This is a genomic window from Streptomyces sp. NPDC048277 (assembly GCF_040652235.1).
Classification (GTDB): domain Bacteria; phylum Actinomycetota; class Actinomycetes; order Streptomycetales; family Streptomycetaceae; genus Streptomyces.
The window spans coordinates 119,775-140,442 of sequence record NZ_JBEZLQ010000013.1; the positions used below are offsets into that span (position 1 = coordinate 119,775).

Consider the following 20,668-nt stretch of genomic DNA (forward strand, 5'->3'; position numbering starts at 1 on the left):
GGTGTTGTCCTCCTGGGGTTGGCCAGAAGGAGACGCGGCCCTGCCCGCGGTGTGCGGGCAGGGCGCAACAGCTTGAGTGATGACCGAACTTCCTACCCAGAATGACCTGGGCGAGGTTCAGAGGGTCTGCGGCCCGATTGCCGCACTCTCAGCGCTGTGGCGCTCCCCTGTCGGAATATGAAGATGTGAGTACGGCCCTCAGATTACCTCTCGGTGGCCGCGAGCTGACCACAGGCGCCGTCGATCTCCTGGCCACGAGTGTCCCGGACGGTGACGGGCACCCCGTGCGCCGCGATCGCCTCGATGAACGCCTTCTCGTCCTCGGGCCGCGAGGCGGTCCACTTCGACCCCGGAGTCGGGTTCAGCGGGATGAGGTTGACGTGCACGGGCTTGCCCCGGAGCAGGCGGCCCAGCCGGTCGCCGCGCCACGCCTGGTCGTTGATGTCGCGGATGAGCGCGTACTCGATGCTGAGCCGCCGCCCGCTCTTCTCGACGTACTCGAACCCGGCGTCGAGGACCTCGCGCACCTTCCACCGGGTGTTGACCGGGACGAGGGTGTCGCGGAGCTCGTCGTCGGGGGCGTGCAGGGAGATCGCGAGCCGGCACTTGAGGCCCTCGTCGGCGAACCGGTGGATGGCCGGGACGAGTCCGACGGTCGAGACGGTGATCCCGCGCTGCGAGAGGCCGAGTCCGTCGGGCGCGGGGTCGGTCAGGGCCCGGATGGCGGTGACGACCCGCTTGTAGTTGGCGAGCGGCTCGCCCATGCCCATGAAGACGATGTTGGAGAGCCGGGCGGGACCGCCGGGGACGTCCCCGTCCCTGAGCGCCCGCATCCCGTCCACGATCTGGTGCACGATCTCGGCGGTGGACAGATTCCGGTCCAGCCCCGCCTGTCCGGTCGCACAGAACGGGCAGTTCATCCCGCAGCCCGCCTGCGAGCTGATGCACATGGTCACCCGGTCCGGGTAGCGCATCAGCACCGACTCGACGAGCGTGCCGTCGAACAGCCGCCACAGCGTCTTGCGGGTGGTGCCCTCGTCCGTCGACAGATGCCGTACGACGGTCATCAGCTCCGGGAACAGCGCGTCGCGCAGCCTGTCCCGGGAGCCGGCCGGGATGTCCGTCCACTGCTCGGGTTCGTGCGCGTACCGCGCGAAGTAGTGCTGCGAGAGCTGCTTGGCGCGGAACGGCTTCTCGCCGATCTCGGCCACCGCGTCCTTGCGCTCGGCGGGCGTGAGGTCGGCGAGGTGCCGCGGCGGCTTCTTGGCTCCGCGCGGGGCGACAAAGGTGAGTTCTCCGGGCTTAGGCATAGCCCTACCAGTGTCGCAGATCCAATCGGGTGACCCGGGGCCGTGGCGCGCTCCGGCTGTCGTTGATCGAATCCGGCCCCGAGCCGTATCACATATGCGGAATATGTGGCAATATGGCATTTGTGGCGTTTGGCGCTGAAGACAGGTGAGAGGAGTGCATCATGATCGCCAAGCTGCTCGCCAAGCTGTCCTTCACCCGCCACTACGGTGCGTACGGGGAACACGAGTGGGACGCGTACGTCGGCGACTGATCGTCCTGACCGCACACTGCCGGTAGGTGCCGCTGGGTGCCCACCGGCTCCCCATGTCAGAGCCAGGGACGATCTCATGGGCCGAACGAATGAGCCGCCGCGGTTGCCCGACGGCAGTTTCGCGGCCTGGAGCCGCGACCGGCTGGCGACGGCGCGCCGCGGTGCCGACGAGTGCGGAGACGTCTGGCTGCTGGAGCCGGGGGTGTACGTGGCCGCCGCGGCCGGGCCGTGCGAAGACGTCCTGCGTCGCGCGCAGGACTTCCCCAAGGCACCCTCGCCGCTCTTCCCGCCGTTGAAGCGGTCGAGCGGGGCACCGACCCCCGAGGAGCGTGCGCACGCCCACGCCGCCCGCATGCGCGGACTGCGCCCGCAGGCCGTGGCGGCCCGGATCGGCGAGATCGCGCCCAGCACCGCCCGGTTCACCGACCAGTGGCCCACGGACCAGGACGTGGAGGTTCTCCCCCAGGTCCGGCACGCCCTGGCGGAGATCGGCGTGCGCTACCTCTACTCCGAAGACGCTCCGTCCCTGCTGCCCCTCGCCTCACAGCTCTTCATGGCCCGGGAGGTGCTCGCACGCCCCTCGCGCTGGGTATGGCCACGCTGGATGCCCACGCCGGCACGGCGGTTCCGTACCCGGCAGCAGGTCGCCTTCACCGACGCTCTGCGGCCCGTCGTCCGCCGGCGCCGTTCAACGGGCCGGCTCGGTGACGACATGCTGGGACAGATGCTCCGGCCCTCCCCCCGCTACGGCCCCCTGCCGGACGAGGTCGTCCTCGACACACTCCCCGGCATCACCGTCGCCACCTTCGAGACGCCTTCCCGGGCCGCCGGATGGATCCTGCTCCACCTGGCCCGGTACCCCCGGGCGGAGAGCCGCGTCGCGGCCGAGGCCGCCCTGCTGCCCGCCGATCCGGCCGCGACGACCGGCGCCCACCTCGACGGCCTGCCGTACACCCAGGCGCTGGTCCGCGAGGTGCTCCGGCTGCACCCCCCGAGCTGGCTGCTGACCCGGCACGCCACCCGGCAGACCCAGCTCGCCGGGTACACCATCGACGCCGGGTCCACCGTTCTCGTCTGCCCCTACACCGCCCACCGCGACGCACGGCAACACGCCGAGCCGGACCGGTTCCAGCCAGAGCGCTGGCTCGACGACCCGGGCGCGGCGGCGAGACCCGGGGCCTTCCTCTCCTTCGGCACCGGGCCGCACGGCTGCGAGGGAGCCGCCCTGGCCATGGCGATGCTGACGCTCCTGACCGCGCAGACCGCCCGCCGCTACCACCTCAGCGAGCCGCCCGGACCGGAACCCGCCTACCAGGTCACCACCTTCGAGGGCCTCACCACCGCCGGCCTGCGCCTGCGGGCCACCCCGCGCGGCTGACGGCAGCCGTGCTCCCGGTCACCGGCCGCGTGTCCGGAGCCGGATCGAGGGGGATCGAGGGGGGGTCGAGGGGGGCCAACATGCCGATGAGCCCCTGCCCTGGGAAGGGCGGGGGCTCATCCACGAGCAGGTGAACGTCAGCCGCTGCCGACGAACAGCACCATCAGCAGCCACACCACCGGAGCGGTCGGCAGCAGGGAGTCCAGCCGGTCCATGATGCCGCCGTGGCCGGGGAGGAGCGTGCCCATGTCCTTGATGCCCAGGTCCCGCTTGATCATGGACTCGCCGAGGTCGCCGAGCGTGGCGCTGGCCGCGACCGCGAGGCCCAGCAGCAGGCCCTGCCACCAGGTGCCGTCGTCGATCAGGAACTGCATGCACAGCGCGCCCGCGACCATGGCGAACAGCACCGCGCCGACCAGGCCCTCGCGGGTCTTGCCGGGGCTGATGCGCGGGGCCAGCTTGTGGGTGCCGAAGCGCCAGCCGACCGCGTAGGCGCCGGTGTCGCTGACCACCGTGAGGAGCAGGAACGTCATGACCCGGAAGGCGCCGTCGTCGGCGGTGAGCATCATCGCGACGAACGTCGCCAGGAACGGGACGTAGAACGCCGCGAAGAGGCCCGCCGTGACGTCCTTGAGGTAGCCCTCGGGCGGTTCCGTCATCCGCCAGACCAGGACCGCGAGGCCCGTGAAGGCCAGGGCGACCCAGGCACCCTCGGCACCCCGCGCGTAGCCGGCGACGACCATCGCGGCGCCGCCGAGCGCCAGCGGGACCAGGGGCGCCTTGATGCCCTTGCGCTCCTGGAGCCGGCTGGTCAGCTCCCACAGACCCACCACGACCGCGACCGCCACCACGCCGACGAAGACGGCCTTGACGACGAACAGGGACGCCACGATCACGGCGCCCAGTCCGACGCCCACCCCTATGGCCGCACCCAGGTCACGCCCCGCGCTCTTCTTCTGCGGCGCGGGCGCCGGTTGTGGGGCGTCGGGCATGGGCTCCGGATTCTGCGGCGCCGCCGCGTGGGGCAGGGGCTGCGCCGACGGGGTGTCGTCGCGGAACATCCCGGCTCGGGACGCGCCGTCACGGGACGTGCCCTCGCGGAACGTCTCGTCTCGGAACAGGGGGCCGCCCAGCCGAGCGGCCCCCCGGTCGTCGTCCTGGTCTCCGCCGTACGCAGGTACGTCGTCGGGCACGATGGGCATGGGGCGAGTCTGCTGCGCGTCATGCGCATCGTACGCGGGACCCGCCGGGGCGGCTCCCTGGACATGCCCCTGACCGTAGGCATGGGCATAGCCATGGTCGTAGCCCTGACCGGAGCCGGTTCCATGTCCATGTCCCTGGACCTGGCCGTACCCCTGGCCGGAGGCGGCGTGCCCATGGCCGTGGCCGTACCCCTGGCCGGTGCCCTGATCGGTCGGCCCCCAGTACCCGGCCGCTGCTTCGGCCTGCCCGGCCCCCGGCCCGGCGTGTGGCGGCGCTCCCCAGGATGAGTCGTTCATCAGACTTCGAGAAGCTCCGCTTCCTTGTGCTTGAGGAGCTCGTCCACCTGGGCGACGTACTTCGCGGTGGTGTCGTCGAGCTCCTTCTCGGCGCGACGGCCCTCGTCCTCGCCGACCTCGCCGTCCTTGATCAGCTTGTCGATGGCGTCCTTGGCCTTGCGGCGCACCGAGCGGATGGAGACCCGGGAGTCCTCCGCCTTGCCCTTGGCGACCTTGATGTAGTCGCGGCGACGCTCCTCGGTGAGCTCCGGGAACACCACACGGATGATGTTGCCGTCGTTGCTCGGGTTGACGCCCAGGTCCGAGTCGCGGATCGCCTGCTCGATGTTGCGCAGGGCCGTCTTGTCGAACGGGGTCACGACCGCCATGCGCGGTTCCGGCACGGAGAACGAGGCCAGCTGGTTGATCGGCGTCGGCGCGCCGTAGTAGTCGGCCACGATCTTGTTGAACATCGCCGGGTGCGCACGGCCGGTGCGGATCGCGGCGAAGTCCTCCTTGGCGACCACGACGGCCTTCTCCATCTTCTCCTCGGCCTCGAGGAGGGTCTCTTCGATCACCACTTGCTCCTGCGTGTCTTGAGTAAGGCCCGGCTGCGGTTCCGTTGTGGGGCGGCGGCCGGCTGCGTCGCGTCTTCTTTCCTGAACGGTTCCCGACCGGCAGGACATTGTCCATCCCCCGGTCAGGGTGCGTCAGGCATTGCCGGTCAGGCCCGGCTGCCCTGGTCACCCACCAGCGTGCCGATCTTCTCACCCTTGACGGCGCGCGCGATATTGCCCTCCGCCAGCAGCTCGAAAACGAGGATCGGCAGCTTGTTGTCGCGGCAGAGCGTGATCGCGGTGGCGTCGGCGACCTTGAGCTCGCGGGTGATGACCTCGCCGTAGCCGAGCGAGTCGAACTTGACGGCGTCGGGGTTGGTCTTGGGGTCGGAGTCGTAGACCCCGTCCACGCCGTTCTTGCCCATGAGCAGCGCCTCGGCGTCGATCTCCAGGGCGCGCTGGGCGGCGGTGGTGTCGGTGGAGAAGTACGGCATGCCCATACCGGCGCCGAAGATGACCACGCGGCCCTTCTCCAGGTGGCGCACGGCGCGCAGCGGGATGTACGGCTCGGCGACCTGCCCCATGGTGATCGCGGTCTGCACCCGGCTGTCGATGCCCTCCTTCTCCAGGAAGTCCTGGAGGGCGAGGCAGTTCATCACGGTGCCGAGCATGCCCATGTAGTCGGACCTGGCCCGGTCCATGCCGCGCTGCTGGAGCTCGGCGCCGCGGAAGAAGTTGCCGCCGCCGATGACGACGGCGACCTGCGCGCCGTCGCGGACGACGGCCGCGATCTCACGGGCGATCTTGTGCACCACGTCGGGGTCCACGCCCAGGCCGCCGCCACCGGAGAAGGCCTCTCCGGACAGCTTCAGCAGAAACCGGCCGCGTACTTTGCCGTCGTCGCTCTTCTGGGGCTTGGTGGTCATGGAGATCCCGCCTCTTTCACGTGGTGCACATACGAAGAAGGCCATTGCCGGTGGGGTCGCTTTTCGCTGCCCATGCGCGGCAATGGCCTCCTCGTCAGATCTGCCGCCGTCCGTCACGTCCCTGGGTGTGACGGTGCGTACGGACGACTGCTGTCGACCGACCCTATCGGGATTTACCCGTGGGTCGCGCGTCGATCGCGGTACGGACTCAGATGCCGACCTTGATGCGCGAGAAGCGCTTCAGGGTGACACCGGCCTCGTCCAGAACCTTCTGAACCGACTTCTTGTTGTCGAGCGCGTACGGCTGGCCGAGCAGCGTGGCGTCCTTGAAGAAGCCGTTCAGACGACCCTCGACGATCTTGGCGATCGCGGCCTCGGGCTTGCCCTCGGCGCGGGTGGTCTCCTCGGCGACGCGGCGCTCGGTCTCGACGACCTCGGCCGGCACGTCGTCCTTGGCGAGGTACTTCGGGGCGAACGCGGCGATGTGCTGCGCGATGCCCTTGGCGACCTCGGCGTTCGGCTTGTCCAGCTCGACGAGGACACCGATCTGCGGGGGCAGGTCGGGCATCGTGCGGTGCATGTACGCGGTCACGAAGCCGTCGGAGAACTGCGCGAAGCGGTCCAGGACGATCTTCTCACCGAGGTTGGCGTTGGCCTCGTCCACGAACGCCTGGACGGTCTTGCCGGCCTCGATCTCGGAGGCGAGCAGGGCCTCCAGGTCGGCCGGAGAGGTCGTGGCGACGTGCTCGGCGATCGCGGTGGCGACGGCCTGGAACCTGTCACCCTTGGCGACGAAGTCCGTCTCGCACTTCAGCTCGACGAGGACGCCGGAGGAGTTGTCGTCGGCGATGATCGAGACCACGGCGCCGTTCTCGGCGGAGCGGCCCTCACGCTTGGCGACGCCCTTCTGGCCCTTGATGCGGAGCGCCTCGACGGCCTTCTCGACGTTGCCCTCGGCCTCGTCCAGCGCCTTCTTGCAGTCCATCATGCCGGCGCCGGTGAGCTCGCGGAGCTTCTTGACGTCAGCGGCGGTGTAGTTCGCCATGAGTCTGTAAGTCTTTCTCGAAGTCTGGAAGATCGAAGATCTGCACGGTCTGTGGTCTACGTGTAGAGGGAGACCACGTCCCGACGGCTGACCTACAGGTGAACAGTGGGGGCGGAATTCACCGCGCCGGAGGCGCTGTCGGATGCAGCACCGCCCCCACCGTCAACACTTGAGCTAGACGGGTCAGGCCTGCTCGGCGTCCGCGGCCGGAGCCTCGGCAGCAGCCTCCGCGGGGGCCTCCGCCGGGGCCTCGGCAGCGGCCTCGACCGGAGCCTCGGCGGCAGCGACCTCGACCGGAGCCTCGGTGGCAGCGGCCTCGGCCGGCTTCTCGGCCTCGTCGGCCTTCTTCTCGCCCTCGAGCAGGTCGCGCTCCCACTCGGCCAGCGGCTCGCCGGCGGCCTTCTCGCCCTTGTCACCGGTGGCGACACGGGAGCGGGAGATGAGGCCCTCCGCGACGGCGTCGGCGATCACGCGGGTGAGCAGGGTGACGGAGCGGATCGCGTCGTCGTTGCCCGGGATCTTGTAGTCGACCTCGTCGGGGTCGCAGTTGGTGTCGAGGATCGCGACGACCGGGATGTTGAGCTTCCGGGCCTCGCCGACCGCGATGTGCTCCTTCTTGGTGTCCACGATCCAGACGGCGCTGGGCACCTTGGACATCTCGCGGATACCGCCGAGGGTCTTCTCCAGCTTGGCCTTCTCGCGCGAGAGCACGAGAAGCTCCTTCTTGGTCAGACCGGACGCGGCGACGTCCTCGAAGTCGATCTGCTCAAGCTCCTTGAGGCGCTGCAGACGCTTGTAGACGGTGGAGAAGTTGGTGAGCATGCCGCCCAGCCAGCGCTGGTTGACGTAGGGCATGCCGACGCGGGTGGCCTGCTCGGCGATGGCCTCCTGCGCCTGCTTCTTCGTGCCGACGAACATGACCGTGCCGCCGTGGGCGACGGTCTCCTTGACGAACTCGTAGGCGCGGTCGATGTACGACAGCGACTGGAGCAGGTCGATGATGTAGATGCCGTTGCGCTCGGTGAAGATGAAGCGCTTCATCTTCGGGTTCCAGCGACGGGTCTGGTGACCGAAGTGGACGCCGCTCTCCAGCAGCTCCCGCATCGTGACGACGGCCATGGCCGTATCTCCTTGAATTTCTCGGTTGTGCCGCGGGTACCGGACGGCTCCCGCGCCTGACGCCCGGGTGCGCTGTGCCACGAAGGACCGAGAAGCGCTGACACAGATCGTTTTACTGACCTGGTGTCGGGGCGTGCGAAGTCGACCCGGTGACCCGGATCGCCAAAAGAAGTGTACGGGACCCGGGAGGTACCGGGTGACGCCGCTGTCCACAACCGGGGAGTAGTCCACAGGTACCGGCCATGATCGGCGGGGATACGGGACGGTTCGGGCATGGCGATCATGCGACGAGCGATGCGGTGGATGTGGGCGGCGACGGTGTTGCCGCTGGTCCTGACGGTGACGGCGGCGTGGGCCCAGGCGGGGGCGGACGGTCCCCCGCCGCCTCCCGCGACCGTGCCGGCGATCGGGCGCGTCTGGCCGGTGGGGGTACGACCACCGGTCCTGCGCGGCTGGGAGCCACCGGCGACGGTGTACGGCCCCGGGCACCGCGGGGTGGACCTGGCCGCGGCCGCGGGTGAGCCGGTACGGGCGGTGGCGGCGGGCCGGGTCTCCTACGCGGGGAAGGTGGCGGGCAGGGGTGTGGTGTCCGTGGCACTGACGGGCACGGATCTGCGCACGACGTACGAGCCGGTGACCGCGACGGTGAAGAAGGGGGACGAGGTGGCGGCGGGGGAGGTGGTGGGGACGGTGGAGCCGGGGGGCGCGCACTGTGGTGCGGGGGCGTGCGTGCACTGGGGGCTGTTGCGCGGGGAGGCGTATCTGGACCCCTTGCTCCTGCTTCCGCCGTGGCTGCTGGACCTGGGTCCGTCCCGACTGCTGCCGGTGCTGGGGGTTCCGCTGCCGGAGGGGTGATGCGGCGGGTTGCGCGGCTGCGGGTGGGTGGGGGCTGGTCGCGCCCACGCGGCGGAGCCGCAAATCGATAGGGCCCCGCGCCCCTTACGGGGCGCTGCAGTCGCGTGAGCTTCCCAGCTGCGGGCATGCGTGCCGACGCCGGTAAGCGAAACCCCCGCCCCCGGCCCCGGCGACCTCAGCCCTGCACACCCCGCAGTGCCATGCCCACCGCCGCGTCCGTGATGACCGCGGGGTCCTCCGCCGCGCCCAGCTCGATGCGCCGCACCGCCGCGTCCACGACGCCCTGCACCAGCATCGCCGCCAGCCGAGGCTGCGCATGCCCCAGCTCTCCCAGCGCCTCCACGATCATCGCGACCAGCCCGCCGTGCGCGGCCCGGATCTTCTCGCGCGCGCCCGCGTCCAGCTCGCTCGCCGAGATCGCGACCACCGCCCGGTGCCGCCGGTCCCCGACCAGGGCCAGCTGCTGCCGCACATACGCCTCGACCTTGCCCTCGGCGGAGTCGGCCCGTTCCATCGCCGCCGCGACCTCCGCCGCCCAGACGGGGAAGTCGGCCTCGCACAGCTCCTCGACCACCGCGGCCCGGGAGCGGAAGTACTCGTAGACGGACGACCGGGCCAGCCCCGTCCGCTCGGCGAGCGCCGGGAACGTCAGCGCCTCCGTCCCGCCCTCGGACAGCAGGGACCGCGCCGCGTCCAGCAGGGCGGCTCGCTGCATCGACCGGTGCTCGGCCACGGAGGCCGCTCGAATCCTTGGCACGTCGACCACTCTACGGACGCGCCGCGCCCGACGGGAGACAGCGCGACCGGGACACGGGTCACTCCGGCCGGCTCGGGGCCCTCAGCGGCCGAAACTCGCCAGCTTCGCCCGCAGCTGCAGCACCGATTTGGTGTGGATCTGGCTGACCCGGCTCTCGGTGACCCCGAGCACGTTCCCGATCTCGGCGAGCGTGAGCCCCTCGTAGTAGTAGAGGGTCACCACGGTCTTCTCCCGCTCCGGCAGCGTGTTGATGGCCCGGGCGAGGAACCGCCGCAGCTCACGGTCCTCGGCCACCTCCACGGGGTTGTCCGCGGCGGTGTCCTCCAGCGTGTCCATGAGGCTCAGCCGGTCGCCGCCCTCGCCCCCGACGTGCAGCAGCTCCTCCAGCGCCACCACGTTGGCCAGCGACAACTGACTGAAGACGGCATGGAGTTCGTCGACCTCGATGCCCAGCTCTGTGGCCACCTCGCCCTCCGAGGGCGTCCGCCGCAGCCGCGCCTCCAGCGTGGCGTAGGCCCGCTCCACGTTGCGCGCCTTCTGCCGCACGGACCGCGGGATCCAGTCCAGCGCCCGCAGCTCGTCGATCATCGCGCCCCGGATCCGGGTGATCGCGTACGTCTCGAACTTGATCTCCCGGTCGACGTCGAACTTCTCGATCGCGTCGATGAGCCCGAACACCCCGGAGGAGACGAAGTCGGCCTGCTCCACATTGGGCGGAAGGCCGACGCTCACCCGTCCCGCCACGTACTTCACCAGCGGTGAGTAGTGCAGGATCAGCTGTTCCCGCAGCCGGTCGTCCCCCGTCGCCTTGTACGACCGCCACAGCTCGTCGAGCGTCGAGGGAGCGGGCGGCCGCACGCTGCCACCGTCACGGGCGGCTTGGGGGATCGCCGCCCGGTCGGACCCGGAGGTGTGCTGGGGCATTCGTCGCCTTGTGCCGTTCTGCCGTGAAGTGCCAGGAAGTGCCGCGATGTGCTGCGGAGTGGGGTGAGCAGGGGGTGATAGGGGGGCCAGATGGGCGAGGTGTCGGTCTGATGTCGGTTGGTGCGGTCTGTGTCGGGGCTTTTGTGAGCGTAGCGTGACTGAGGAGTCGCGGTGTGCGAACAGTGCGGCTCCACCCCTGCGCGAACCCCCTGTACGGCGCGTCCGGCCGCGCTCGGCGCGTCGCTCTGCGTGACCGGTCGAAGGGGCCAACTCCGGGAATTCCCAAGGGCGTCGGAGGTTCCCCCGGACGGCCGAACACGCTCGGTCAGCACCGACTCCGACCACCCCGGACCGAGATCATCGCCTGGCGTGTCAACTTCCAGCCGTCGCCGTGTCGTTCGACGTAACCAAGTGCTCGGAGTTCGTACAGCCTGGCGACGGCCTCGTCCTCGGACGTCTGCGCGCCGCGTGCCACCTCTCCGGGTGCGGCCGGCCGGTTCCCGGGCAGGGCGGCCAGGACCCGCCGGGCGGCGGGTTCCAGCAGGTCGCGCGGGAGGACGGGGCCGTGTCTGGCCGGGGCCAGCTCGCCCATGTCGCCCACGAGTTCGACGACTTCCGCGGCGTCGGTGACCAGGACGGCCTCTCCCCGCAGCAGTTCGTGCACCCCCGCCGAGAGACCGCTGGTGGCGGCGCCGGGGACGCCCATGGTGTGCCGGCCGAGCCGCTGTGCGGCCCGCGCGGTGACCAGGGAGCCGCTGCGGTGGGCGGCCTCCACGACGACGGTGCCCCTGGTGAGCGCCGCGATGACGCGGTTGCGGAGCACGAATCTGCTCGGCGTCGGATGCTCGCCCGGCGGCAACTCCCCCACCACCAGGCCCTGTTCGGCGATCCTGCTGATCAACTCGGTGTGCCCGCGCGGGTAGGGCCGGTCGACCCCGCAGGCCAGCACGGCGACGGTGGCACCACCGGCGCCGAGCGCTCCGCGGTGGGCGGCGCCGTCGACGCCGTAGGCGCCGCCGGACACCACCACCCAGCCGCGCTCGGCGAGCCCGGCGGCGAGGGTGGCCGCCATGTGCGCGCCGTACTCCGTACAGGCCCGCGCCCCGACGACGGCGACGGCCCGCAACGCCCACATCCGCAGACTGGGCCGACCACGCACCCAGAGCCCTAGGGGGCGGGCGTCGCCGAGGTCGTCGAGCTGGCTGGGCCACTCGGTGTCGCCGGGACACACGAACCGCCCGCCCGCCTCGTGCGCGACAGCGAGGTCCGCCCGAGGATCGGCCCGCCCTGCCCGGGCCAGGAGCCCGGCCCACCGTTTGCCGCTGACGCCCGGCAGGGCCTCCCCACCTCCTCGGAGCCGGCTCGCCACCTCATGCACGCCCCGCTCGCGTACCCACCGCCCGGCGACCTCGTCGCCGGGCTCGATGACCCGGGCCAGAAAGACCCGGGCGAGCAGCTCATCGTCGGGACCGTCGCCGGTCATGTCAGCGCCCCGATGGCCATCGGTACGCCCCGCGGGACTCCGGTGCGCAGCTGTAGCGCCAGGGCGACGTCCATGGCATCCGGCCGGTCGTGACCGACGAGGTCCGCCACCGTCCAGGCGACGCGTAGGACACGGTCGAGCCCGCGGGCGGTCAGGACACCCCGCTCCAGACTGCGCTCGGCCTCGTCCATGGCCCCCGGCGCCGCATGCCAGCGGCTGCGCAGTTCACGACCCGGCACCTCGCTGTTGGTCCGCCAGGGCGTACCGGTGAAGCGGAGCGCCGCCCGCTGCCTTGCCGCCTGGACCCGGTCGGCGACCACCGCCGTCGACTCGCCCTGGGCTCCCCGCTCGGTGAGCTGGGCCCGCGTGACACGGTCCACTTCCACCCGAAGGTCGACCCGGTCGAGCAGCGGGCCGGAGATTCGGGCCTGGTAGCGGCGGATCGCCGATGGCGGGCACTCGCAGAAGTGGTCGGTCAGGGAGAAGCGCCCGCAGGGGCACGGGTTGGCCGCGAGCACCATCAGGAACTTCGCCGGGAACCGGACGACGCCCGCGCTGCGCGCGATCACCACGTGTCCCGCTTCCAGGGGCTGCCGCAGGGCGTCGAGCGCCTGGGTGTTGAACTCGGGGGTCTCGTCCAGGAACAGAACGCCTCGGTGCGAGAGCGAGACCGCCCCTGGACGGGCGATGCCGGGGCCGCCGCCGACGAGGGCCTGCATGGTGGCCGAGTGGTGCGGAGCGCAGTAGGGGGCCACGTCGATGAGGGGCTTGCCCGGTGGCAGCAGGCCTGCCACGGAGTGCACCGCCGTGACTTCGAGCGACTCCTCGCGGGTCAGCATGGGCAGTACCGCCGGAAGCCGCTCCGCGAGCATGGTCTTGCCGGCACCCGGCGGTCCCTCCAGGAAGAGGTGGTGGGCACCTGCTGCCGCGACCTCGACGGCTGTCCGGGCCGACAGCTGGCCCACGACGTCGGCCAGGTCATGCCCGTGGTCCTGCTGTGCGGCTCCCAGACTGTGCATCCCGGTGGCCGCGCCCGTGCCGGGGACCCGGAGACCGGCGAGCAGCGGATCAGGCCGGCCCGGCTCGTCCGGCTCTTCGTCGGGGACCGGCTCGTCCGCGAGGACCGCGATCAGCTGGCGCAGGCTTCGGACGCCCAGTACCGACACTCCCGGTACCAGCGAAGCCTCCGGTACCGCGCTCTCCGGCACCACCACCTGCTCGTATCCGGCGTCGGCGGCCGCCAGGACCGCCGGCAGGATGCCCCGTACGGGCCGTACGCGCCCGTCCAGGCCCAGCTCGCCGATCATCACGATCTCGGCGAGCACCCGGGGGTCGATCCGCTCGGCCGCTCCGAGGACGGCCGCGGCGACGGCGAGGTCGAAGCCGCTGCCGCTCTTCGGCACCGACGCCGGGCTGAGCCCCACCGTCAGCTTCTTCGAGGGCCAGGCCGCCCCGGAGTTCACCAGCGCCGCCCGGACCCGGTCCTTGCTCTCCGTGAGGCTCTTGTCCGGCAGCCCCACCAGCGTGAACGCCGCCACCCCGGGCTCCAGGTCGGCCTGGACCTCCACCACCACGCCCTCGACGCCCACCAGCGCCACCGAGCACGTCCGCGCGAAGCCCATCTCAGGCCACCCCCCGAGCGTGCTCGACCACCGGTGCCCCGCGCTGCGGCAGCAGCACGCCGATCACGTCGATGCGGACGCCGCCCGGCGGTGCCCCTCCGTGTGCGTGGATCCAGTGTTCGGCGAGGCCGCGCAGGCGCTCCGCCTTCTCCGGGGTCACCCCGGCCATGGGGTGTTCGAAGAGCCCCGCCCGCCGGGTCTTCACCTCGCAGACGACCAGGACGTCCCCGTCCCGCGCCACGATGTCGATCTCGCCCGACCTGCCGCAGCGCCAGTTGCGCTCCAGGACCGTCAGACCGGCCTCCGCCAGCCGCCGCGCGGCCAGCGTCTCGCCGTACTTGCCGAGTGCGCTGCGTGCCCGATTGGTGTTCATGTCGGCACCACCTCCGGCGCCAACGGTCACGCATGCCCGACCAATGAGTTGATCTTGGTGAGGTTACTCAGCGGTTGTGGACAACTCCGTCACCCGCACGAGTGACCACCCCGAGAAACTCAGCCGCCCGGAAGCTCCAGGTCGCTCTTGTTCAGTTCCTCAATGTTCACGTCCTTGAACGTGAGGACACGGACCTGCTTCACGAAGCGCGCCGGCCGGTACATGTCCCAGACCCAGGCATCCGCCATGGACACCTCGAAGAACACCTCGCCCTGGACCGAGTGCACCTGCATCTCGTAGTCGTTGGTGAGGTAGAAGCGCCGCTCGGTCTCGATCACGTATTTGAACAGACCGACGACATCGCGGTACTCCCGGTAGAGCTTCAGCTCCATCTCGGTCTCGTACTTTTCGAGGTCCTCGGCGCTCATGGCATGTTCCCCTTCAGCCGTGCGATCCCACCATTGTGCGCCAGTCCCGAGCGCCCCTAGACGATTTCCGTGTCAAGGGTGACGGGCCTGACGGGGGGACCTTCGTCGAGCAGCCTACGGAACAGCTCGGCGAGTCTGGTCGGATACACCGTCTCATGTGCCCGGGTCAGTTCCTGGCACGTCCACCAACGTGCTCCGGCCACACTGCGTCGCTCCAGCTCGGTCAGGCCTCTGGCCTCGACGGACGTCTGCGTCGTACGCGCCAGGTAGTACCACTCGTCCTGGTCCCAGCGGCGGCCGGCGAACGGGAAGGAGCACATCCGCCGCCACAGCACCGGGCCGAGTTCGACGTCCGTGATGCCGGTTTCCTCGACGAGTTCCCGCAGGGCGGCCTGCTCACGGGTCTCGTCGCCCTCCAGCCCGCCGCCGGGCGTGAACCACCAGTCGTCGGCCGGGTCGTCCGGTTCATGGCCGTGCAGCAGCAGGATACGGTCGTCGGGGTCGACGAGGACCACTCGGGCCACCTTGCGCGGCCCCTCCCGCGACGGCTGCTCCCCGCCCTGCGACGGCGCCTCAGCGGGCACCGGCGGGCTCCGTACGGCCACGGGAGCGGGAGCGGCCCAACAGCTTGGCGACCGGCCCGTACGCACCGCCGCCGAGGACCAGCACACCGCCGGCGACGATCATGGCGGTGATGATGCGCAGCGGGCCCGGCTCGGAGAGGGAACCGAGGGCCTCGAAGCCGGTCGGGCGCTTGAGCATGCCGTTCATGGGCCAGACGACGGCGTCCACGCGGGCGATCACGGCGCCGCGCCCGACCGTGCCCTTGGCCGCGTCCGTGAGGTGGGCGGTGGAGTCCAGGGAGCCCTGGCGCTCGTCGCCGAGCAGGAAGAGCCGGCCCTTGGGGACGGTGACGGTCGGGAAGCCCTGGAGCTCGGCCTGGGTGCCCGCCGGCAGATACGGTTCGGTGATCTGCTTGCCGTTGACGGTCAGCTTGCCGTTCGTGCAGCAGGAGACCGTGTCCCCGCCGACCGCGACCACGCGCTTGACGACGTCCGAGTTGGTGACCCAGCTCTTGTCGCTGAAGACTACGACATCACCCCGGCGCACCTGGCCGCCGTCGATGCGCTGTCCGAGGACCCGGTCTCCGGCGGCGATCGTCGGTGACATCGAACTGGTGGGCACGGTGTACGGCCGGTAGACCACCGCTCCCCAGGCGAACCCGCCGAGGAACAGCACGATGCCCAGCGCGACGGCGATTCCGGACAGCCGGTCCCCGAGCCTGCCGCCGGTCGGCGCCGTGTTCGTGCTGGTGCCTCCGCTGCGCGGGGCCGTACGTATCGTGCTCTCGCCACCCATGAGGCCGCACCCTACCCGGCGGTACCGGGTAGGGGCAGCCCTTCTTCGGCGCCCCTGGTCACAAGCTCCCCAAGGGTTTCACATGCGTCGGTCAGCGGACCCTCGCCGGGCGCGGTCAGCGCTTGCCGGCGGCCGCGCGCCGCTCGAACTTCGACTCGATCCGGTCGTCCCGCCGGCGGCGCCACACGGCGATCGGCAGGACGGCCGCGACGGCCACGCCCTCCGGGGCCACCGAGAGGGAGGCGGCGGCGGACGACTGCGTGTTGATGCCGGACTGGTCGAAGGTGTCCGGGATGGGCAGCGTGCCCCAGCGGTTGATCGGCCAGGCCTTGACGATGGCGCGGCCGACGACCTCCTTCACCGGGACCATGCCGTGGTGCTTGTCGGACTGGTTGTAGCGCGAGTCGCGGGAGTTCTGGCGGTGGTCGCCCATCACCCAGATGTAGCCCTTGGGCACGTGCACCGTGAACTGGCCGCCCTGGTCGTCGACGCTGCACGGGGTGTTGCCCGGGTACACATAAGGCTCGGTCAGCGCATGGCCGTTGACCGTGAGCGGGCCGCTGCCCTTGCAGGAGATGGTGTCGCCGCCGACTCCGATGACCCGCTTGATGAGGTCCTTCTCCTCGGCGGACGGCATCAGGCCGATCCAGCTGAGGAACGTCTGGATCGCGTTCGGAGTGGCCGCGGGCTCGCCCGCCAGCCAGTCGTCCGGGTCGTGGAAGACGACGACCTCGCCGCGCTCCGGCTTGGAGCCGAACCACGGGGTGAGCTTGTCGACCAGGACGCGGTCACCCTGCTGGAGGGTGTTCTGCATCGAGTCCGAGGGGATCGAGAACGCCTGCACCAGGAAGGTCTTGATCAGCAGCGCCAGCACCAGCGCGATACCGATCAGGATCGGCAGCTCCTTCCAGAAGGAGCGGGGCTTCTTCGGAGCGGGCGCCGACGACCCGTCCGCGTCCCCGTCCGTGCCCCCGCCGTCGCCGCCGGGGTACGGGCCGTCCGCCGGACCGCCGTCGCCGGCCGGACCGCTCTCATTCCCGGAGGTGGAACCGCCGCCTGCGCTGGGGACATTCTCCTCGGGGCGCCCGCTGTGCTCCTCGCCGTCGTGTCCCGACCGTGCGCCTACCGCCACATCCCCCACGCCAACTCCTCACTCCGTGCCGCCGCCCGCGCCATCCCCGGCGCAGGCCCACCACTCCCATAACGAGCGGGAGTTCCGCAGGGGTCGGGAGTTGGATGTATCCGTTCGGATCGTCGGAGGCAACCCTATGCGACAGCTGGGGAGCGGCGGTCGACCCCGACACTGAGTTGGAAACGCTTGCGAAGGTTTTAGGTTCATCGAGCTTGGTCCAGTGGCCGACGGGCCAGCCGATCATCATGGCCCGGCCGACCACCGACGTCACGGCGACCGTGCCGCCGTAGTCGGTGTCCTGGTGGGCCCGGGAGTCGGCCGAGTTCCCGCGGTGGTCGCCCATCACCCAGAGCCGGCCCTGCGGCACGGTGATGTCGAACTCCTGGGTGGAGGGCGCGTTCCCGGGATACAGGTAGTCGCCCTCGGTCAGCGCCACACCGTTGACGGTCACCCGGCCCTGCGAGTCACAGCACTTGACGTGGTCGCCGCCGACGCCGATGACCCGCTTGATGAGGTCCTTCTCGTTGGCGGAGGGCAGCAGACCGATGAAGGTGAGCCCTTCCTTGACCTGCTTGACGACGATCGGGTCGTTCGTCTTGGTGGTCTGCTCGTCGGCCAGCCAGCCGCCCGGGTCGTGGAAGACGACGACGTCCCCGCGGTGCGGCTTCCACCCGAACCACGGGGTGAACTTGTCGACCAGGACGCGGTCGCCGATCCGGATCGTCTGCTCCATGGAGCCCGACGGGATCACGAACGCCTGGACGAGGAACGTCTTCAGCACGAGAGCTATCAGGACGGCGACACCGACCAGCAGCGGTATCTCCCGCATCGCTCCGCGCCGGCGCTTGCGCTTGACCTTGCGCTGCAGCTTGCGCCGCTCCGCGCGGGAGCGGCCGCCGGACGGGCTGGAGGTGCGCCGGACCCCGGTGGGCAGCAGGGTGGCGGCGGCGTCGGCGGAGACACTGCGCGGTTTGCCGCGGTTACCCATGGGCCGCTCCCGCCCCCTTCGACTGCCCCGCCGCCGGCACGCGCGCGTAGGCGGCGGGACGGGTGAGGCGGGTCCAGTGCGCGGAGGGCCAGACGATCCAGTCGGCCCGCCCGATCACGTCCTTGACGGGGATCATGCCGCCGCCGGGTGAGCCCAGATGGTCACGGGAGTCACTGGAGTCGCTGCGATGGTCGCCCAGGACGAAGAGCCTGCCGTCGGGAACGACGACATCGAAGGGCACGGTGGAGGGGATGTCACCGGGATAGAGGAACGCGGTCTCGTCGACCGACCGGCCGTTCACTTCGATCCTCCCCTCCTTGTCGCAGCAGACCACATGGTCTCCTCCCACACCGACAACGCGTTTGATGTAGTCGGCGTCCCCGAAGTACCCGGTGCCGTCGAACACAACGACATCTCCCCGGCGCGGCTGGGCGCCGAACCGGTACACCAACTTATTTACGAGAACCCGGTCTCCGATCCTCAATCCCTGTTCCATGGATCCGCTGGGAATCTGGAATGGTTGAGCCACGAAAGTGTTGAGGACGAGCAAAAACGCCAGGCAGGCGAAGAGGGTCAGGGAGATCCAGCCGCCCGGGAGCCATTCGGTGATCCGCGACAGGAACGCGAAACGCGACCGGTCCTCCACGGCCTCTGGTTCGGGGCGGGAGGAGCGGTCGCGCTCCGTCGGCTGTGCTTCGGTGTCCATCGGGGCCAGATGTTATCCGGCGCCGATAAGAATCCCGTCGCGCGAGATCAGCGCTCGCGCTTCTCCTTGATCTTCGCGGCCTTACCGCGCAGGTCGCGCAGGTAGTAGAGCTTGGCGCGACGCACGTCACCGCGGGTGACGAGCTCGATCTTCTCGACGATCGGGGTGTGCACCGGGAAGGTGCGCTCGACGCCGACGGAGAAGGAGACCTTGCGGACCGTGAAGGTCTCGCGGACACCGCTGCCCTGGCGGCGGATCACAACGCCCTTGAACTGCTGCACACGGGAGCGGTTGCCCTCGATGACGCGGACGTGGACGTTGACGGTGTCACCCGGGCGGAAGGCCGGGACGTCGCTGCGCAGCGACGCGGAGTCGACGGTGTCGAGCAGGTGAGACATTTCGTCTGCTTTCTTCGTTGATGCCACAGGCCATCAACGGAAACTAGGTGTTCCATGAGGACTGCCGTGCGGGTCGGGGCGGGCGTCGTGTCCCCCTGCGGCAGGGGCGCACGCCGGACGGACGCACAGCAGCGGTCTATTCTTCCACGGCCTCTGGCCTGCGCCAAAATCGGCCGTGCGGCTCGCCCTCCGGGTCCGGGGCCCAGCCCAGGATGGAGAGCATCTCGCGGTCCTTCTTGTCGAAGGCCTTGGGGTCGCAGCGCTCGATCAGGTCGGGCCGGTGGGCGGTCGTCCGCTTCAGGGCCTCGTCGCGGCGCCAGCGGGCGATCTTGCCGTGGTGGCCGCTGAGCAGCACGTCGGGGATGTCCCGGCCGCGCCAGACGGGCGGCTTGGTGTAGACGGGACCCTCCAGGAGGTTCGCCATCGCGCCGGGCGCGAAGGAGTCGTCGCGGTGCGACTCGGCGTTGCCGAGCACGCCGGGCAGCAGCCGCGCCACGGCCTCCGTGATCACCAGTACGGCCGCCTCGCCGCCGGCGAGCACATAGTCGCCGATGGACACCTCGTAGACCGGCATCCGGGTCGCGTACTCGTCCATGACCCGCCGGTCGATGCCCTCGTAGCGGGCCGGTGTGAAGATCAGCCAGGGCCGCTCGGAGAGCTCGACCGCGAGTTCCTGGGTGAAGGGGCGGCCGCTGGGGGTGGGGACGATCAGCGCGGGGGCGTGCGAGCCGGTCTCGTAGCCGTCGGCGAGCGCGGAGTCGAGGGCGTCGCCCCAGGGCTCGGTCTTCATGACCATGCCGGGGCCGCCGCCGTACGGGGTGTCGTCGACGGTGTTGTGCCGGTCGTACGTCCACGCCCGCAGGTCGTGCACCTGCACGTCGAGCTGGCCACGCGCGCGTGCCTTGCCGACGAGCGAGACGTTCAGGGGTTCGAGGTACTCGGGAAAGATCGTGACGACGTCGAGGCGCATCTCTTACGACTCTTCCCGCGAGGACGCGATCTCGGCCCGGTCGTCGATCAGACCGGGCGGCGGCGCGATGACGGCCTTCTGCTCCTCCAGGTCGATCTCGGTGACGATCTCCTCGACGAACGGGATCATCACCTCGCTGCCGTCCGGGCGCTCGACGATGAACAGGTCCTGGGAGGGCAGGTGCGAGATCTCGGTGATCCGGCCGACCTCGGTGCCGTCCACGGTGACCACGTCCAGGTCCATGAGCTGGTGGTCGTAGTACTCGTCCTCGTCCTCGGGCAGTTCCTCCGGGTCGATCTCGGCGATCAGGAGGGTGTTGCGGAGGGCCTCGGCGGCGGTGCGGTCCTTGACGCCCTCGAAGCGCAGGAGCAGGCGGCCGCTGTGCACGCGGCCCGTCTCGATGGTGAGCGGTCCCACGCCCGCGGGATCGGTGGCGAGTACGGCACCGGGCCCGAGCCTGAGCTCCGGTTCGTCGGTACGTACCTCCACGGTGACCTCGCCCTTGATGCCGTGGGCGCGGCCGATCCGTGCGACTACGAGCTGCACTGTGCTGGTTCTCCTGTCATCTCCTGCTCATACGACTGCGGGCCGGGGACGGCCGGTGGCCCT

General features: G+C 70.5%; 23 protein-coding genes and 1 riboswitch. Of the genes, 3 read left to right on the forward strand and 20 right to left on the reverse strand.

The window, feature by feature from the left end; genetic code table 11:
• Nucleotides 1–71: 71 nt before the first annotated feature.
• Nucleotides 72–179, reverse strand: a riboswitch (TPP riboswitch).
• Between the two features lie 24 nt (nt 180–203).
• Nucleotides 204–1,310: a 23S rRNA (adenine(2503)-C(2))-methyltransferase RlmN gene (rlmN, locus tag AB0D85_RS27220; RefSeq protein ID WP_362325341.1), complete on the reverse strand. Its 1,107-nt coding sequence runs from the start codon at nt 1,308–1,310 to the stop codon at nt 204–206.
• Between the two features lie 327 nt (nt 1,311–1,637).
• On the opposite strand from rlmN, the gene AB0D85_RS27225 reads away from it, so the two are divergent.
• A complete protein-coding gene (locus tag AB0D85_RS27225) occupies nt 1,638–2,939 on the forward strand; it encodes a cytochrome P450 (RefSeq protein ID WP_362325344.1) in 1,302 nt (433 codons plus the stop codon).
• Between the two features lie 137 nt (nt 2,940–3,076).
• On the opposite strand, the gene AB0D85_RS27230 is transcribed toward AB0D85_RS27225, so the two are convergent.
• Nucleotides 3,077–4,141: a phosphatidate cytidylyltransferase gene (locus AB0D85_RS27230; RefSeq protein WP_362325347.1), complete on the reverse strand. Its 1,065-nt coding sequence runs from the start codon at nt 4,139–4,141 to the stop codon at nt 3,077–3,079.
• Between the two features lie 21 nt (nt 4,142–4,162).
• On the opposite strand from AB0D85_RS27230, the gene AB0D85_RS27235 reads away from it, so the two are divergent.
• Nucleotides 4,163–4,429, forward strand: a complete 267-nt coding sequence (locus AB0D85_RS27235) for a hypothetical protein (RefSeq protein WP_362325350.1) — start codon at nt 4,163–4,165, stop codon at nt 4,427–4,429.
• Nucleotides 4,430–4,437: 8 nt separating this feature from the next.
• Here AB0D85_RS27235 and frr read toward each other — a convergent pair whose 3' ends face one another.
• The 4 genes from frr to rpsB form a co-directional block, all read right to left on the reverse strand.
• The gene (gene frr, locus AB0D85_RS27240; RefSeq protein WP_132889831.1) at nt 4,438–4,995 is read right to left on the reverse strand and encodes a ribosome recycling factor; all 558 of its coding nucleotides are present in this window, start codon (nt 4,993–4,995) and stop codon (nt 4,438–4,440) included.
• Between the two features lie 146 nt (nt 4,996–5,141).
• On the reverse strand, nt 5,142–5,900 hold the full coding sequence (gene pyrH / locus AB0D85_RS27245; RefSeq protein WP_362325353.1) for a UMP kinase: 759 nt from the start codon (nt 5,898–5,900) through the stop codon (nt 5,142–5,144).
• Nucleotides 5,901–6,108: 208 nt separating this feature from the next.
• A complete protein-coding gene (gene tsf, locus AB0D85_RS27250; protein ID WP_362325356.1) occupies nt 6,109–6,945 on the reverse strand; it encodes a translation elongation factor Ts in 837 nt (278 codons plus the stop codon).
• A 183-nt stretch (nt 6,946–7,128) separates the two neighbouring features.
• Nucleotides 7,129–8,064, reverse strand: coding sequence for a 30S ribosomal protein S2 (gene rpsB, locus AB0D85_RS27255; RefSeq protein WP_362325360.1), 936 nt, complete (start codon nt 8,062–8,064; stop codon nt 7,129–7,131).
• A gap of 273 nt (nt 8,065–8,337) precedes the next feature.
• Between rpsB and AB0D85_RS27260 the strand changes: the two genes are divergently transcribed.
• Nucleotides 8,338–8,919: a M23 family metallopeptidase gene (locus AB0D85_RS27260; protein WP_362325363.1), complete on the forward strand. Its 582-nt coding sequence runs from the start codon at nt 8,338–8,340 to the stop codon at nt 8,917–8,919.
• 175 nt (nt 8,920–9,094) lie between these two features.
• Here AB0D85_RS27260 and AB0D85_RS27265 read toward each other — a convergent pair whose 3' ends face one another.
• The 14 genes from AB0D85_RS27265 to rimM form a co-directional block, all read right to left on the reverse strand.
• Entirely contained in the window at nt 9,095–9,652 is a 558-nt protein-coding gene (locus AB0D85_RS27265) for a helix-turn-helix domain-containing protein (protein WP_362325875.1), read from the reverse strand.
• Nucleotides 9,653–9,757: 105 nt separating this feature from the next.
• Nucleotides 9,758–10,600, reverse strand: a complete 843-nt coding sequence (whiG, locus tag AB0D85_RS27270) for an RNA polymerase sigma factor WhiG (protein ID WP_362325366.1) — start codon at nt 10,598–10,600, stop codon at nt 9,758–9,760.
• A 325-nt stretch (nt 10,601–10,925) separates the two neighbouring features.
• Nucleotides 10,926–12,083 (reverse strand): DNA-processing protein DprA, encoded by a 1,158-nt coding sequence (dprA, locus tag AB0D85_RS27275; protein WP_362325369.1) that lies wholly within the window; start codon nt 12,081–12,083, stop codon nt 10,926–10,928.
• Nucleotides 12,080–13,705, reverse strand: coding sequence for a YifB family Mg chelatase-like AAA ATPase (locus tag AB0D85_RS27280; protein ID WP_362325372.1), 1,626 nt, complete (start codon nt 13,703–13,705; stop codon nt 12,080–12,082). Before AB0D85_RS27280 ends, dprA begins: the two co-directional genes overlap by 4 nt.
• 1 nt (nt 13,706) lies before the next feature.
• Nucleotides 13,707–14,078, reverse strand: coding sequence for a YraN family protein (locus AB0D85_RS27285; RefSeq protein ID WP_351712516.1), 372 nt, complete (start codon nt 14,076–14,078; stop codon nt 13,707–13,709).
• Nucleotides 14,079–14,197: 119 nt separating this feature from the next.
• The gene (locus AB0D85_RS27290) at nt 14,198–14,506 is read right to left on the reverse strand and encodes a DUF2469 domain-containing protein (protein ID WP_003965949.1); all 309 of its coding nucleotides are present in this window, start codon (nt 14,504–14,506) and stop codon (nt 14,198–14,200) included.
• Nucleotides 14,507–14,562: 56 nt separating this feature from the next.
• On the reverse strand, nt 14,563–15,090 hold the full coding sequence (locus tag AB0D85_RS27295; RefSeq protein ID WP_362325376.1) for an NUDIX hydrolase: 528 nt from the start codon (nt 15,088–15,090) through the stop codon (nt 14,563–14,565).
• Nucleotides 15,080–15,865 carry a signal peptidase I gene (gene lepB, locus AB0D85_RS27300; RefSeq protein ID WP_362325379.1) on the reverse strand — a complete coding sequence of 262 codons (786 nt, stop codon included), beginning with the start codon at nt 15,863–15,865 and terminating at the stop codon, nt 15,080–15,082. Before lepB (AB0D85_RS27300) ends, AB0D85_RS27295 begins: the two co-directional genes overlap by 11 nt.
• A 115-nt stretch (nt 15,866–15,980) precedes the next feature.
• Nucleotides 15,981–17,006 carry a signal peptidase I gene (gene lepB / locus AB0D85_RS27305; RefSeq protein WP_362325382.1) on the reverse strand — a complete coding sequence of 342 codons (1,026 nt, stop codon included), beginning with the start codon at nt 17,004–17,006 and terminating at the stop codon, nt 15,981–15,983.
• A complete protein-coding gene (gene lepB / locus AB0D85_RS27310; RefSeq protein WP_362325385.1) occupies nt 16,897–17,985 on the reverse strand; it encodes a signal peptidase I in 1,089 nt (362 codons plus the stop codon). Before lepB (AB0D85_RS27310) ends, lepB (AB0D85_RS27305) begins: the two co-directional genes overlap by 110 nt.
• The gene (gene lepB / locus AB0D85_RS27315) at nt 17,978–18,691 is read right to left on the reverse strand and encodes a signal peptidase I (protein WP_362325388.1); all 714 of its coding nucleotides are present in this window, start codon (nt 18,689–18,691) and stop codon (nt 17,978–17,980) included. Before lepB (AB0D85_RS27315) ends, lepB (AB0D85_RS27310) begins: the two co-directional genes overlap by 8 nt.
• A 47-nt stretch (nt 18,692–18,738) precedes the next feature.
• Nucleotides 18,739–19,089 carry a 50S ribosomal protein L19 gene (gene rplS, locus AB0D85_RS27320; protein WP_123973848.1) on the reverse strand — a complete coding sequence of 117 codons (351 nt, stop codon included), beginning with the start codon at nt 19,087–19,089 and terminating at the stop codon, nt 18,739–18,741.
• Nucleotides 19,090–19,225: 136 nt separating this feature from the next.
• Nucleotides 19,226–20,059 carry a tRNA (guanosine(37)-N1)-methyltransferase TrmD gene (gene trmD / locus AB0D85_RS27325; protein WP_362325392.1) on the reverse strand — a complete coding sequence of 278 codons (834 nt, stop codon included), beginning with the start codon at nt 20,057–20,059 and terminating at the stop codon, nt 19,226–19,228.
• Nucleotides 20,060–20,062: 3 nt separating this feature from the next.
• Nucleotides 20,063–20,605, reverse strand: coding sequence for a ribosome maturation factor RimM (rimM, locus tag AB0D85_RS27330; RefSeq protein ID WP_362325395.1), 543 nt, complete (start codon nt 20,603–20,605; stop codon nt 20,063–20,065).
• Between the last annotated feature and the right edge of the window lie 63 nt (nt 20,606–20,668).

Bases quoted from the DNA above. Each gene is read 5' to 3' on its own strand.
- AB0D85_RS27285 (WP_351712516.1), bottom strand. From the start codon at position 14,078: ATGAACACCAATCGGGCACGCAGCGCACTCGGCAAGTACGGCGAGACG.
- AB0D85_RS27225 (WP_362325344.1), top strand. From the start codon at position 1,638: ATGGGCCGAACGAATGAGCCGCCGCGGTTGCCCGACGGCAGTTTCGCG.
- lepB (WP_362325385.1), bottom strand. From the start codon at position 17,985: ATGGGTAACCGCGGCAAACCGCGCAGTGTCTCCGCCGACGCCGCCGCC.
- dprA (WP_362325369.1), bottom strand. From the start codon at position 12,083: ATGACCGGCGACGGTCCCGACGATGAGCTGCTCGCCCGGGTCTTTCTG.
- tsf (WP_362325356.1), bottom strand. From the start codon at position 6,945: ATGGCGAACTACACCGCCGCTGACGTCAAGAAGCTCCGCGAGCTCACC.
- rpsB (WP_362325360.1), bottom strand. From the start codon at position 8,064: ATGGCCGTCGTCACGATGCGGGAGCTGCTGGAGAGCGGCGTCCACTTC.
- whiG (WP_362325366.1), bottom strand. From the start codon at position 10,600: ATGCCCCAGCACACCTCCGGGTCCGACCGGGCGGCGATCCCCCAAGCC.
- lepB (WP_362325388.1), bottom strand. From the start codon at position 18,691: ATGGACACCGAAGCACAGCCGACGGAGCGCGACCGCTCCTCCCGCCCC.
- AB0D85_RS27280 (WP_362325372.1), bottom strand. From the start codon at position 13,705: ATGGGCTTCGCGCGGACGTGCTCGGTGGCGCTGGTGGGCGTCGAGGGC.
- trmD (WP_362325392.1), bottom strand. From the start codon at position 20,059: ATGCGCCTCGACGTCGTCACGATCTTTCCCGAGTACCTCGAACCCCTG.
- AB0D85_RS27230 (WP_362325347.1), bottom strand. From the start codon at position 4,141: ATGCCCATCGTGCCCGACGACGTACCTGCGTACGGCGGAGACCAGGAC.
- AB0D85_RS27235 (WP_362325350.1), top strand. From the start codon at position 4,163: ATGCGCATCGTACGCGGGACCCGCCGGGGCGGCTCCCTGGACATGCCC.
- lepB (WP_362325379.1), bottom strand. From the start codon at position 15,865: ATGGGTGGCGAGAGCACGATACGTACGGCCCCGCGCAGCGGAGGCACC.
- AB0D85_RS27290 (WP_003965949.1), bottom strand. From the start codon at position 14,506: ATGAGCGCCGAGGACCTCGAAAAGTACGAGACCGAGATGGAGCTGAAG.
- AB0D85_RS27260 (WP_362325363.1), top strand. From the start codon at position 8,338: ATGGCGATCATGCGACGAGCGATGCGGTGGATGTGGGCGGCGACGGTG.
- pyrH (WP_362325353.1), bottom strand. From the start codon at position 5,900: ATGACCACCAAGCCCCAGAAGAGCGACGACGGCAAAGTACGCGGCCGG.
- rlmN (WP_362325341.1), bottom strand. From the start codon at position 1,310: ATGCCTAAGCCCGGAGAACTCACCTTTGTCGCCCCGCGCGGAGCCAAG.
- rplS (WP_123973848.1), bottom strand. From the start codon at position 19,089: ATGTCTCACCTGCTCGACACCGTCGACTCCGCGTCGCTGCGCAGCGAC.